This window comes from Acinetobacter sp. 18QD2AZ41W, from assembly GCF_009829025.1.
Lineage (GTDB): Bacteria > Pseudomonadota > Gammaproteobacteria > Pseudomonadales > Moraxellaceae > Acinetobacter > Acinetobacter pseudolwoffii.
Genome location: NZ_WURP01000004.1, coordinates 101,853 through 113,849, shown reverse-complemented (window position 1 = coordinate 113,849; position 11,997 = coordinate 101,853). Strand labels below are relative to the sequence as shown.

Below are 11,997 nucleotides of genomic sequence, written 5' to 3'. Positions count from 1 at the left end.
TCTTTTGAGTAGCGGTATTTTTTCACTTCAACGCGCTAAAACCATGTCATTTTAGGACACGACAGAGAGAAGAGATTTACATTGTAAGAATATGTTTTATTTACGGCTGTATTTAAATTTTAAGTTGTTGAAATACAAAACACTCATTGAGGTTATTTTGTGTAAACAAGAAATATTTAGAAACAAAGTTAGGGCGGGAGATATGAAGGCATAAAGCTTTCGATATGAGGATCATAAAAAAAGCCATCAACAGGTGATGGCTTTTAGGCTTAATTCGCAAAGGGCAACTTGCCGCCTTGATCATGAATCTGTTCAAAGGTTTCGACCCGCAGCTGGTCATTCGGCTGTTGAAAACGTTGCTGGCGCAGCTTCTCGACGGCTTGCTGTTTGGCGCTGTCACTCATGCCACTTTGCATGATGCTATCCCGTTCATTGAGATACGTCGTGACACTGGATTTCCAGCTGGCACGTTCGCCATCCAGTTGCTCCAGACGTTGCGTAGCTTCAGGGCCGACCAGGTTTAATCGCATTTGACGAATCTCTGCATTTGAGCCACCACGCGCTTTAATGTCTGCGCTGAGTTTGCGTAAATCTTCGAGTTTATTCAGTTGTTCCAGATTTTCCTGCCAGTCTTGTGGTAATTGTTCAAACAGATTTTTGAGCTTCTGGGCTTTTTCAGACTCGCTTAAGCTGTTGTCTGCCAGCACGGCCATACGGTCAAGCGTATATTCATGATAGGTGTCTTCGGTACCAAATAAACCTTCAATTTCATAATTAGAAAAATATTGTTTACGCAAATTCTGGGTGCTGCTATAGATGCTGCGGTAATAGGCCGGATCTTCCTGATCGAGGCCTGTCGGTGCAGTCAGTTGGCCTAAACCTTGACGATACTGAATATAGCGATCCCATAAATCCAGAATCTGTGAGAGAGCGGGTTCTTTATGATTCTGGCGAATGTAAGTTTTAAAATCCTGTTGAATCTGTGCCAGATTTTTTTCACCAAACTGGGTAATAAAATATTCAAAACAGTTTCGAGTCTGTTCATTGACGGTCAGACGGTTACTCGCATCCAGCTGCATCTGGCAATTGATTTCGGTATCTTGCTGGCTGGCACTGGAAAATGCTGCATTGGCAGGGCTGGTCATACTTAATGCGGCAGGTTCGCCGCGGCGTTCACTAAGAGATGATTGGCCAATAGTCTCTGTCTGTGATTCATTCTGAGGAGATAACCAGAGCATCAGGGTGATAAAGCACAGCACCACCAGAGCCAGAATGATCCATATCTTGTATTTCTGCATATCCTATGCACCTGTTTTTTCGGTTTCATTATTTTTAGAGTTTTGATTCGGCTCAATATGCCATAAAAATCATCAGATACCATAGAAAAGTTGTAAATCATCGCACAGGGTCTTACCATGGCGCCAATTTATAAAATGTCTGATTTTTTGCCATGAAAGCATCATCTCCTAAAATTCAGCGTCGTCATCTTAGTGGTGTCTTCCTTTTGAATAAACCCTTGGGCATTAGTTCTAATGCTGCATTGCAAAAAGTTCGCTGGTTGTATCGTGCGCAAAAAGCAGGCCATACCGGGGCACTGGATCCTCTGGCCTCGGGTTTATTGCCGATATGTTTAGGTGAGGCGACCAAGTTTTCGCATTATTTATTAGATTCAGTCAAGCGTTATCAAACGACGGTCTTTCTTGGACATAGCACCACCACCGGCGATGTCGAAGGCGAAGTCTTATTAGAAAAAGCGGTTCCTGAACTTTCGGAAGCGTTGATTCAAGAAACCTTGACACAGTTTATCGGTGATATCCAGCAAGTGCCACCGATGTATTCGGCGCTGAAAAAAGAAGGTCGTCCTTTATACGAACTGGCACGTAAGGGCATCGAGATTGAACGTGAAGCGCGCCCGATTAGCATTCTGGCCATTGAGCTTTTATCCTTTACTGAAAATAGCATCACGCTGGATATTACCTGCTCTAAAGGGACTTATATCCGGGTACTCGGTGAAGATATTGCCAAAGCCTTGGGTACTTACGGTCATCTGACCTATTTACACCGCATTAAAACCGGTCATTTTGATTTGATCCCGAGTTATACCATTGAATATCTGGAAAGCTTGAATGAAGACGAGCGTGATAGGTTGTTGTTGCCGGCTTATGCACCGGTGCAACATTTCCCGCAAATCCAAGTGCCAGAAGGGCGGGCAGAATATTTTAGCCGTGGCATGGAAAGTAATATCGAGCACGATGCAGCTGAACAGGTCTTGGTTTTTGATGGTGAAAAATGTTTAGGCCTGGCGGAAATTAGTGATAAAAAACGACTGGTGCCAAAACGCGTCTTAAACCTCTAAGCAAGGTCTGAAATATGGATATTGAGATCATCATCAGCCTGATTGTCTTTGCATTTTTTGCAGGGGCAATTGATGCTGCTGTAGGCGGTGGTGGTCTGATCCAGATTCCGGCAATTATGGGCAGTCTGCCGCATTTACAGCCGGCTACCGTATTTGGTACCAACAAACTGGCCTCGATTTTTGGTACTGGCTCTGCGGCATTTTCCTATTTGCGTCAGGTAAAACTGCCGTGGTTGCTCTTGGGCGTGATTGCAGCTTGCAGTTTCATCAGCTCGTTTATTGGCGCGGCCAGTGTCACCTTGATTCCGGTCGAAATCCTCAAACCTTTTGTATTGATCATGCTGATTGTCATCGCGATTTATACCGTGATGAAAAAGCAGTTTGGTCAGGTGCATGTTCAGCAAAAGCTCACCAAAAAAATGTTGGTATTGGCAGTTTTGGGCAGTCTGGCCATCGGATTTTATGACGGAATTTTCGGGCCGGGTACGGGCAGTTTCTTTATTTTCTTTTTCATTCGTTATTTAAGTGTCGATTTTTTACATGCTTCAGCTTTATCTAAAATTGCCAATTTCACCACCAATCTGGCAGCGTTAACTTTCTTTATTCCTAGCGGCAATGTGCTATTTATGGTCGGGGCGATGATGGCGGTGGCCAATATCTGTGGTTCCTTGCTGGGTGTCAAATTAGCCTTTAAATATGGCAGTGGCTTTATCCGGATTTTATTCCTGATTCTGCTCAGTTTACTGATTTGCCGGATGGCCTATCAGATGTTCTTTATATAAGAATAGATGTAAACCATTCTCAATATTAAAGTTTTTTATACAATTTGTACTTATAAAACCTCCTGAACCCATGCCATTTTCTTTCTATGATGTAAAAAGGCAGGGCGAAAATAGGAGAAAAATTAGATGACCACCATTTTTGAAGCATTAAGAGAAAGTCATGAAATTCAGCGTGATCTTGCAGAAAAATTACTACAAACTTCAGGGGATACAGCAGAACGTCGTGAGCTGTTCAAACAACTCAAGAATGAATTATTTGCCCATGAAGCGGCTGAAGACCGTTATTTCTATATCCCCCTGATGATGACTGATTCGGGCTTGAATATTACTCGGCATGCCTTGGCTGAACATCATGAAATGGACGAGATGATTGAAGAGCTGACTGCAACAGAATTGAGTAATCCGGGCTGGATTGCAATTGCCAAAAAGCTTTCCGAAAAAGTGCATCACCACTTAAAAGAAGAGGAACATGGTTTCTTCCAGCAAGCAGGAAAAATTCTCGGTGAAGAGCAAAAGACCGCTTTAGCAGCGCAGTACAAGACTGAATATCAACGTTATAAAGACATGAAAAAAGATATGCTGGTACAAAGCTAAATTTTAACTTCACATCAAATAAATAAAAAAGATGGCGCTACAGCCATCTTTTTATCCGGATTCATTTCTTTGAGGTATTTCTTCCAAATGAAGAAAGCACAAGAATGAATGAAAATATTGAGTCAGTTGCCCAGATCCCAATCAGGCTTTATGCACTCCGCTCTGCAGCTCCTTGACGCGCGGCACGTACTGTCACACCGACAGAGGCCAGCATAATACACACCAGAGCGACCGCTTGCAGTACCGTGATTTTCTCACCCAATAACAGAAAACCGGTCAAAGCTGCTAAAGCCGGAGAGAGGCTGGACAGGGTGCCATAACTCATTTTGTTTAAATGCTGTAAGGCTTTTAAATCGAGGGCATAAGGAATCGCGGTGGCCAGAATTGCAATCACAATGGCCTTGCCCCAATGTTGTGTATCAATCAATGCGGGCGCGTTGTTGTAGAGCCCGATCGGCAGCAGACACAATGCTGAAATACTGATGGCAATGGTCAGTGCATGCATGCCGATATTCTGCTGAACTACACGTTGGCCAAAGAAAATATACAGCGCCCAGCAGAAACCTGCCCCCAAGGCACAGGCAGCACCAACCAGGTCAAACTGATGATTGGCAGCTTGTCCCCACGGCACCATCAGCGCGATGCCCAAAATAGCCAGTAATACCCAGATATAATCGCTGCGATGTTTAATCGAAAGCAAAGCCAGGCCCAAAGGGCCAATAAACTCCAGACCTACCGCAATGCCCTGCGGTAAACGACCAAGTGACAGATAGAATAAAATATTCATGACCCCTAAAGCCGCGCTATAGCAGAGTAAATCCCGCCATTTTAAAAAAGGCAAACGTGAAATTATTTTCCAAGAGCGGAACATGACGCAGACAATGATTGCAGCAAAACAGAGTCTTAAAATGGTGACAGTAATCGGATCCAGTACACTAAACAGCTGTTTGGCAAAAGATGCACTGATCTGGTACGAAGTCATGGACAAGACCATGAAGAATACGGCAAGAAGTTGGGCGTTTGGCATGGAAGCAGCTTCTACCCAGAGCGGGTGAAAATGAGAAATAGAAAGAAATGAAATTATAGCAAACTGGTTGATTTTTGCTGAGTAGGCCAGAGCAATATTTTGTGAATGCAACTTAAGTTTGGAGATAATCAATTTACACTTTAGCTCAATCAAATATGTGAAGTTTTAAATTCAAAATTAAACTTACCTCAGGTGTGGTTACAAATTAATCAATTTTTAATTTGATCTTATTTTTATATTTATTAAAATATCTTAGATCCCAATTCGGGGCAGCATTAAAATAACAATGAAAATAATAAGGTAGATAATAATGAAATTACGAATACTTTCTTGCGCCATTTTGGGCTGTATGCTTGCAGCATGTGGTAGCTCTGATAATTCGGATAATAATACACCAGTCCCTAGCCAACCGGCTCCGACCAATCCAGGTAATCCGAACAATCCTGGAACCCCGGGTGATGGAGCATCAGACACAGTGTCGGAATTCTACAACTATCAGTTCAACTTGCCGAATGCTGATGCAGCAGACATGGAGTCGAAAAAACTTCTATTGGCCAGTCATAAAAATAAAATTACTGACGGCATATTATATGCGGATGATAACAGTGTCGTGGATACTGAATATAATATTGAGGAGAACATGGTGTTCCCGACTTATGTCACCGCTAAAGGGGTGTTCCCTGCAGATCGGACCCGTACAGCATTCGGCTATAAGCTGGAAAAAGTACTGGAAAATACGACCACTCAATTTAAGAGTCGTCCTGTGACCCTACCGGAGAACAACATCAGTAATCATCGGCATATAGAGTGGTACGACCTGTCAGGAAAAGCATTAACTGAACGTACCAATATTGCTGTGGTGAAAATGTATGAGGATGCTGCAACCAGAGTGTTATTTAATAGTGATAATACGACAGCCGCTGACCGTAAATATTATAATGAGTTTGCAGCCAATTTTATTGATTTGCAGAAGGCGCGCACATTCCCGAATGGATCTAAATGTTTCCGTCTTCAGGCTGAACATCCGGAAGAAGAATATATTGAATTTGATCCGGAAACAAAAACTGACTATCGCACGCTGGCTGATTGGCAGGCACAAACGTCTGTCCAGGAGCTGGCAAAAATTATTCTAGATGAAACCATGGCTGGCTTGAAATATAAAAAGGCAGAATATAAAGATACTGCTATGCAATATTACAAATATTTTGGTGCGATCGAATATCAAGGAGGAATTTATAACAGTGCGTTCTCGGAACATGGAGAACATATTGATCACAACGATTATGTTGCCCAATCACGAAAAGTGGCTTTAGACAAATTAAAGGAAAATGATGCCAGTCCTTTAATGATCAAATGGACAGAATACACTTATGATCAGCTTGCTTTTGCATGTGATGGCTATAATGTGACAGCAGCCACTGTATTAAATACGGCGATTAAAGACGCAACACCACGTTAAAATGATTCTAATAAAGGTATTTTAAATAAAGGCGCTTAAGCGCCTTTATTTTTATTCAATGTTTTCGTCTTTGACTGGTCACCGTACAGCCAATTGAAGCACTAATAATCGTGGTCAGTGCCAGCCATTGTGTCCACAATAAAGTTTCACCCAAGAAGATAAAACCAGAGAGTGCTGCGATTGCAGGTTCCAGACTCATCAAAGTACCAAAACTCAAGGCGGTTAAATTTCGCAGGGCAATCATTTCCAGGGTAAAAGGCAGGGCGCTGGCCAGCACAGCCAGAGCCATGAAATATAACAGGCTGATGGGTTCAATGGTATGCGCAGGAATGCCAGCAAAAAGTGCAATTGGCATCAGTACCAGCATCCCGACCAACATGCCCAAGCACACGGTATGGTTGCCGGAAACCCCGGAAGGCTTTTGCCCAGCGACGATGTATAGCGCCCAACAGGCACCCGCACTTAGGGCAAATAGAATCCCGACCGGATCAAGTGGCTGTGCAGCCTGATCAAAGGGAAACAGCAGAATCAGGCCTAAAATCGCCAATCCGACCCAGACAAAATCAAATTTTTGCCGCGCATAAAACAGCGCCACACTTAAAGGGCCAATGAATTCAAAAGCAACCGCAATGCCCAGCGGCAAGCGATCAATCGACAGATAAAACAGCAGGTTCATACCTGCCAGGGCCAGACCATAACTGAGAATGGCCGGCCACTTGATCTGTCTGAAATGAATTTGCCAAATTTTAAAAATCAATGCCAAAATTACAGCACCCAAAAGCAGACGCATGGCTGAAACGGTCAGAATGGGAAACTGACCGAACAGATATTTGGCAAAGGAGCCACTGCTTTGCATACTGATCATCGCGATCAGGAGAATCAGTGGCGCTTGTACAATAGGTGCAATTTTAAAATTCAGCATAACTTAATAGGTTTCGATTTCTCGAAGAGCGGAAGAACAGTAAAGGCTGAAAAATAAAAACCTTAAAAAACAAAAAACCACAGCCCGAAAGCTGTGGTTTTTGCATATCGTTAAATTAGAACAGTACGCGTACGCGGATTGTTCCTTCAACTTCATGTAGGGTATCGAGTGCTTCTTTAGATGCAGTCGCGTCTACGTCCATCACCAGGTAACCGACATCACCTTTGGTCATTAAAGACTGGCCAGAGATGTTAATACCGTGTTCAGCAAACAGGTTGTTGATCTTAGAAAGAACGCCCGGCATGTTTTTATGAATGTGCAGTAAACGGTGTTTACCTTCAGTCAATGGCAGTGCAATTTCCGGGAAGTTTACTGCAGATAAAGTCATACCTTTATCAGAGTAAGCCACGAATTTCTCAGCTACTTCCAGACCAATGTTGGCTTGCGCTTCCATGGTCGAACCACCCACGTGTGGAGTCAGAATCACGTTTGGCAGGTTACGTAGTGGAGAAACGAATTCTTCACCATTGGCTTTCGGCTCTTTCGGGAATACGTCGACCGCAGCACCCGCAATGTGACCAGACTTGATCGCATCTGCCAGATCTTCAATTACGACACATGTACCACGTGCCGCATTCAGGAAGATTGAACCTTCTTTCATTTGCGCAAACTGTTCTTTGCCAAAGAAATTACGGGTAGATGGCAGATCTGGAACGTGTAACGTTACTACGTCTGCATTGGCAAGTAATTCGCCCATAGAGCCGACCTGACGTGCATTACCTAAAGGTAACTTGGTCACCGCATCATAATAGGTTACTTTCATACCCAAGCTTTCCGCCAGTACAGAAAGTTGTGAACCGATTGAACCGTAACCTACGATACCTAAAGTTTTACCACGTGTTTCGAATGAACCGACAGCCGATTTGTTCCAGCCACCTGCATGTGTATCTGTTGATTTTTCAGGTACACGGCGCAGAAGAAGAATAGTTTCTGCCAATACCAGTTCAGCAACCGAACGGGTATTTGAGTAAGGGGCGTTAAATACCGGAATACCGCGACGCATCGCAGCATCAAGGTTCACCTGGTTGGTCCCGATACAGAAACAACCTACTGCAATCAGTTTGTTCGCAGCTTCAAATACTTCTTCAGTCAGTTGAGTACGGGAACGAATACCGACGAAGTGAGCATCTTTAATCGCTTCTTTCAACGCTTCGCCTTCGAGCGCTGTTTTACGATAATCGATGTTGGTATATCCAGCTGCATTCAATGTATCGATTGCGTTCTGGTGAACGCCTTCTAACAATAGAAAACGGATTTTATCTTTAGGTAGAGATAGATGTTGGCTCATTACGGCTCCGCTACAAAGGCCAAATTTAGTCGCGGTATAATAGCACAGGAAAAGGGCGGTTATACATTTCCTTGATGACAGTCACCTCAGGTATTTTGAGCAGATATATGATCAATGCTTATAATTCTGGTTGAATTAAATCTGTATTTTCAAAGGTATATTATCAAAATTGTCATTTTTCGCGGGAAACCCCAAAAAATAGCTTATAATATTGCGCCATGCTGTTTAAGCTGCCATTTTTGGTGCTTTAATCATCATGTTTCGCCTGATTTGTATACAGGCTTTTATGCCTAAAAAATATGCAAATAAACCAGCGAAGTCTCTCTTGTTTAAATCATGCTAGGTCTGCAAACGATGAATGCTCCAGTCGCTTTAACCCCTGAGTTATTGACCCAATTGACGGCAATTTTGGGTGAAAACCGTATTAAAACCGATACGGACAGCCTCCAGAATTGGGGTCGTGATCATACGAAACACTTTGATCCAAACCCATCGGTCATCGTTTTTCCTTCGACGACTGAACAGGTTCAAGACATCGTAAAATTGGCAAACCAGTTTAATGTTGCAGTCACCCCATCAGGCGGTCGTACGGGTCTGTCTGCAGGTGCAGTTGCAGCCAATGGCGAGATTGTGGTGAGCATGGACAAGATGAACCAGATTCTGGAATTCTTCCCGGCAGACCGGATGGTTCGCGTGCAGGCAGGCGTGGTGACTGAACAGTTGCAGAACTATGCTGAAGAGCAGGGCATGTACTATCCGGTTGATTTTGCGTCTGCTGGTTCATCGCAAATTGGCGGTAACATCGGGACCAATGCTGGCGGCATCAAAGTGATTAAATACGGCATGACCCGTAACTGGGTGCTTGGCCTGACTGTGGTGACGGGTAAGGGTGATGTACTGCGTCTAAACAAAGGCATGATCAAGAATGCAACTGGTTATGCACTACAACATTTATTCATCGGTGGTGAAGGGACGCTGGGTCTGGTGACTGAAGCGGAAATCAAACTTGAGCGTCAACCACAAGACCTGCAAGTGATGGTTCTGGGTGTACCTGATTTTGATGCAATCATGCCGTTATTGCATGCCTTCCAGGCGAAAATTGATTTAACCGCATTTGAGTTCTTTGGTGAACTGGCAATGCAAAAAGTGTTGGCACATGGTCACGTGCAACGTCCATTTGAAACTGAATGCCCATTCTATGTATTGCTTGAGTTTGAAGCGCCGTTTGAGCCGATTATGGACAAGGCGATGAAAATCTTCGAGCATTGTATGGAACAAGGTTGGGTACTGGACGGCGTAATGAGCCAAAGCCTGGATCAGGTGGAAAGCTTATGGCGTTTACGTGAAGACATTTCTGAATCTATCGCGCCGTTTATTCCATATAAAAATGACATCTCAGTTCTAATTACGCATGTTCCAGCGTTCATTAAAGAAATTGATGCAATTGTTGCAGAGAACTATCCAGACTTTGAAATTTGCTGGTTCGGTCATATCGGTGACGGTAACTTGCATTTGAACATCTTGAAACCAGCGGATTTAAGCAAGGATGAATTCTTCGCTAAATGTCAGGTAGTAAACAAGTATGTTTTTGATACCGTGAAAAAATATGACGGTTCAATTTCTGCGGAACATGGTGTGGGCATGACCAAGAAGCCATATCTTGAATATTCGCGTTCGGCGGAAGAAATTGAATATATGAAAGCCCTGAAAAAAGTGTTTGATCCAAATGGCATCATGAACCCGGGTAAACTCTTCGATCTTTAATCGGTCGGATTTTAAAAGTTTACAAAAGCGCATCGCAAGTTGCGCTTTTTTTATCAAATGAAGCGTAAAACTCTGTCCTTCAGAGCAGAGATATAAGCGACACGACATAAAATGTCGTTTTAAGAATTGCCCAACATAGGGTATAGAGAAAAAATTGTTAATATAACCACATGAAAACACTTAAATTACGCATAAAAGACAAACATTGCAAGGTGCTAGATCAATTAGCATCTGAGGTGAACTTTGTTTGGAATTATGTCAATGATTTAGGGTTTAAGCATCTAAAAAGAAAAGGTGAATTTCTATCAGCTTATGATGTTGCCAAATACACCAAAGGCGCATCGAAAGAATGCAATCTACATAGCCAAACCATTCAGGCTGTTACAGAAGAATTAATCACTCGAAGAAAACAGTTCAAGAAAGCAAAGCTGAAATGGCGTGTGAGCAATAAGAAATCAGCGAGAAGATCACTTGGTTGGATTCCTTTCAAGAAAGTAGCCATCAAATACGCTGATGGATATGTTCAGTACGGCAAGCATCAATTTAAGTTATGGGATAGTTACGGATTAAGTAAATACAGCGTGAGAACAGGCTCATTCGTTGAGGATAGTCGTGGACGGTGGTATGTATGCCTTGTAGTGGATTCATCTAAGCAAAATAAACCTACTGCAACTAAAGCGATTGGTATTGATCTCGGTTTAAAAGACGTTGCCACCTGTTCTGATGGTACTGTAATTTCAAATCCTAAGTTCTATCGGAAATATGAACAGAAATTAGGTATTGCTCAACGAGCCAAGAATAAAAAACGTGTACGTGCATTACACGCTAAAATTGCTAATTGTCGTAAAGACTATTTGCATAAGGCAAGCACCATGCTTGTGAGAGAGAATGCACTGATTGTTGTTGGCGATCTGAGTGCGGGTAAACTTGTAAAAACTAAAATGGCAAAATCTGTTTTAGATACAGGTTTTTCAGCATTCAAAACAATGCTCAAGTATAAATGCGAGAACGCAGGGGCAATGTTTGAAGAAGTAAGTGAGAGATTCACAACCCAAATCTGTTCGTGCTGTGGTGAGATCACTTCTAGCAGTCCGAAAGGTAGAGCAGATTTGCGAATAAGAGTATGGGAGTGTGAATGCGGAAGTTCCAATAACAGGGACGAAAACGCAGCTAAGAACATACTTGCGCTTGGGCATAAGCGTCTAGTAGTAGGAATCACCTCCGTTTCAGGGAGGTGAGGATGTCAATGCTGTGTAAATGGGGTTACATAGTCTAAATAGCGTTAAGCTGAAAAGCGCGGCATGATAAATTTGTATAATAAGGATAATCTGGGTTAAACGATATGTTACGGTTATTAGCGGTTACAGCTTTAGGTCTGGGTATGATGATGTCGGGTTGTACCACTACCCAGCAGGTGATTGCAAAAGTGCAGTCTTCTTCGGATACACCTTTGGATCAGGTACTTAAAATGAGGCCTGATTTACGTAATGAACTGGCAACAGTCGAGATTCGTCAGTTTTTTAATAATGTGGAGTCACCCACCGTTGGGCAGGTGAAAGTGACTGAAACAGGTTTGTTGGATGATTCGGTCAAATCAGTTCAGACCATTTATCATTTCAAAAAAGAACAGAAAAGCTGGAAAATGCAGAATGCTGAAAAGTTATATCAGTGTGCACGTGGTTCAAATACCAGAAACTTCCAGAAAGCAGCCTGCCCATAATAGTGTTTGATCTTTAGTCAGAATT

The 11,997-nt window shown here is 42.9% G+C and carries 11 protein-coding genes; 7 read left to right on the top strand and 4 right to left on the bottom strand.

The genetic code is table 11. The annotated features are described in order from the left end of the window. Window positions 1–269: 269 nt before the first annotated feature. Window positions 270–1,298 carry a lipase secretion chaperone gene (locus GVV58_RS08085; protein ID WP_159516301.1) on the bottom strand — a complete coding sequence of 343 codons (1,029 nt, stop codon included), beginning with the start codon at window positions 1,296–1,298 and terminating at the stop codon, window positions 270–272. Between the two features lie 152 nt (window positions 1,299–1,450). Here GVV58_RS08085 and truB point away from each other — a divergent pair, with 152 nt between their 5' ends. From truB to GVV58_RS08070, 3 genes are all read left to right on the top strand, one after another. Beyond that, window positions 1,451–2,356, top strand: coding sequence for a tRNA pseudouridine(55) synthase TruB (gene truB / locus GVV58_RS08080; protein WP_100329377.1), 906 nt, complete (start codon window positions 1,451–1,453; stop codon window positions 2,354–2,356). Between the two features lie 14 nt (window positions 2,357–2,370). Continuing rightward, complete coding sequence (locus GVV58_RS08075) at window positions 2,371–3,138, top strand: TSUP family transporter (protein ID WP_159516300.1); 768 nt, start codon at window positions 2,371–2,373, stop codon at window positions 3,136–3,138. 126 nt (window positions 3,139–3,264) lie between these two features. Beyond that, window positions 3,265–3,732: a hemerythrin domain-containing protein gene (locus tag GVV58_RS08070; RefSeq protein ID WP_074383606.1), complete on the top strand. Its 468-nt coding sequence runs from the start codon at window positions 3,265–3,267 to the stop codon at window positions 3,730–3,732. A gap of 148 nt (window positions 3,733–3,880) precedes the next feature. On the opposite strand, the gene GVV58_RS08065 is transcribed toward GVV58_RS08070, so the two are convergent. Further along, a complete protein-coding gene (locus GVV58_RS08065) occupies window positions 3,881–4,759 on the bottom strand; it encodes an EamA family transporter (protein ID WP_159516299.1) in 879 nt (292 codons plus the stop codon). Window positions 4,760–5,069: 310 nt separating this feature from the next. On the opposite strand from GVV58_RS08065, the gene GVV58_RS08060 reads away from it, so the two are divergent. Next, window positions 5,070–6,218 carry a hypothetical protein gene (locus GVV58_RS08060; RefSeq protein ID WP_159516298.1) on the top strand — a complete coding sequence of 383 codons (1,149 nt, stop codon included), beginning with the start codon at window positions 5,070–5,072 and terminating at the stop codon, window positions 6,216–6,218. A gap of 55 nt (window positions 6,219–6,273) precedes the next feature. On the opposite strand, the gene GVV58_RS08055 is transcribed toward GVV58_RS08060, so the two are convergent. Next, window positions 6,274–7,140: an EamA family transporter gene (locus GVV58_RS08055; protein WP_159516297.1), complete on the bottom strand. Its 867-nt coding sequence runs from the start codon at window positions 7,138–7,140 to the stop codon at window positions 6,274–6,276. A 115-nt stretch (window positions 7,141–7,255) separates the two neighbouring features. Next, window positions 7,256–8,488 (bottom strand): phosphoglycerate dehydrogenase, encoded by a 1,233-nt coding sequence (serA, locus tag GVV58_RS08050; RefSeq protein WP_074383602.1) that lies wholly within the window; start codon window positions 8,486–8,488, stop codon window positions 7,256–7,258. 354 nt (window positions 8,489–8,842) lie between these two features. Here serA and GVV58_RS08045 point away from each other — a divergent pair, with 354 nt between their 5' ends. The 3 genes from GVV58_RS08045 (at window position 8,843) to GVV58_RS08035 (ending at window position 11,972) form a co-directional block, all read left to right on the top strand. Further along, on the top strand, window positions 8,843–10,252 hold the full coding sequence (locus GVV58_RS08045; protein WP_159516296.1) for an FAD-binding oxidoreductase: 1,410 nt from the start codon (window positions 8,843–8,845) through the stop codon (window positions 10,250–10,252). Window positions 10,253–10,422: 170 nt separating this feature from the next. Further along, window positions 10,423–11,490 carry an RNA-guided endonuclease TnpB family protein gene (locus GVV58_RS08040; protein WP_159516295.1) on the top strand — a complete coding sequence of 356 codons (1,068 nt, stop codon included), beginning with the start codon at window positions 10,423–10,425 and terminating at the stop codon, window positions 11,488–11,490. 104 nt (window positions 11,491–11,594) lie between these two features. Further along, on the top strand, window positions 11,595–11,972 hold the full coding sequence (locus GVV58_RS08035; protein ID WP_005094245.1) for a hypothetical protein: 378 nt from the start codon (window positions 11,595–11,597) through the stop codon (window positions 11,970–11,972). Window positions 11,973–11,997 lie beyond the last annotated feature (25 nt).

What these genes read in the sequence shown, in the direction of transcription:
- GVV58_RS08085 (WP_159516301.1), bottom strand. Translation starts at nt 1,298, where the DNA reads ATGCAGAAATACAAGATATGGATCATTCTGGCTCTGGTGGTGCTGTGC.
- truB (WP_100329377.1), top strand. Translation starts at nt 1,451, where the DNA reads ATGAAAGCATCATCTCCTAAAATTCAGCGTCGTCATCTTAGTGGTGTC.
- GVV58_RS08075 (WP_159516300.1), top strand. Translation starts at nt 2,371, where the DNA reads ATGGATATTGAGATCATCATCAGCCTGATTGTCTTTGCATTTTTTGCA.
- GVV58_RS08070 (WP_074383606.1), top strand. Translation starts at nt 3,265, where the DNA reads ATGACCACCATTTTTGAAGCATTAAGAGAAAGTCATGAAATTCAGCGT.
- GVV58_RS08065 (WP_159516299.1), bottom strand. Translation starts at nt 4,759, where the DNA reads ATGCCAAACGCCCAACTTCTTGCCGTATTCTTCATGGTCTTGTCCATG.
- GVV58_RS08060 (WP_159516298.1), top strand. Translation starts at nt 5,070, where the DNA reads ATGAAATTACGAATACTTTCTTGCGCCATTTTGGGCTGTATGCTTGCA.
- GVV58_RS08055 (WP_159516297.1), bottom strand. Translation starts at nt 7,140, where the DNA reads ATGCTGAATTTTAAAATTGCACCTATTGTACAAGCGCCACTGATTCTC.
- serA (WP_074383602.1), bottom strand. Translation starts at nt 8,488, where the DNA reads ATGAGCCAACATCTATCTCTACCTAAAGATAAAATCCGTTTTCTATTG.
- GVV58_RS08045 (WP_159516296.1), top strand. Translation starts at nt 8,843, where the DNA reads ATGAATGCTCCAGTCGCTTTAACCCCTGAGTTATTGACCCAATTGACG.
- GVV58_RS08040 (WP_159516295.1), top strand. Translation starts at nt 10,423, where the DNA reads ATGAAAACACTTAAATTACGCATAAAAGACAAACATTGCAAGGTGCTA.
- GVV58_RS08035 (WP_005094245.1), top strand. Translation starts at nt 11,595, where the DNA reads ATGTTACGGTTATTAGCGGTTACAGCTTTAGGTCTGGGTATGATGATG.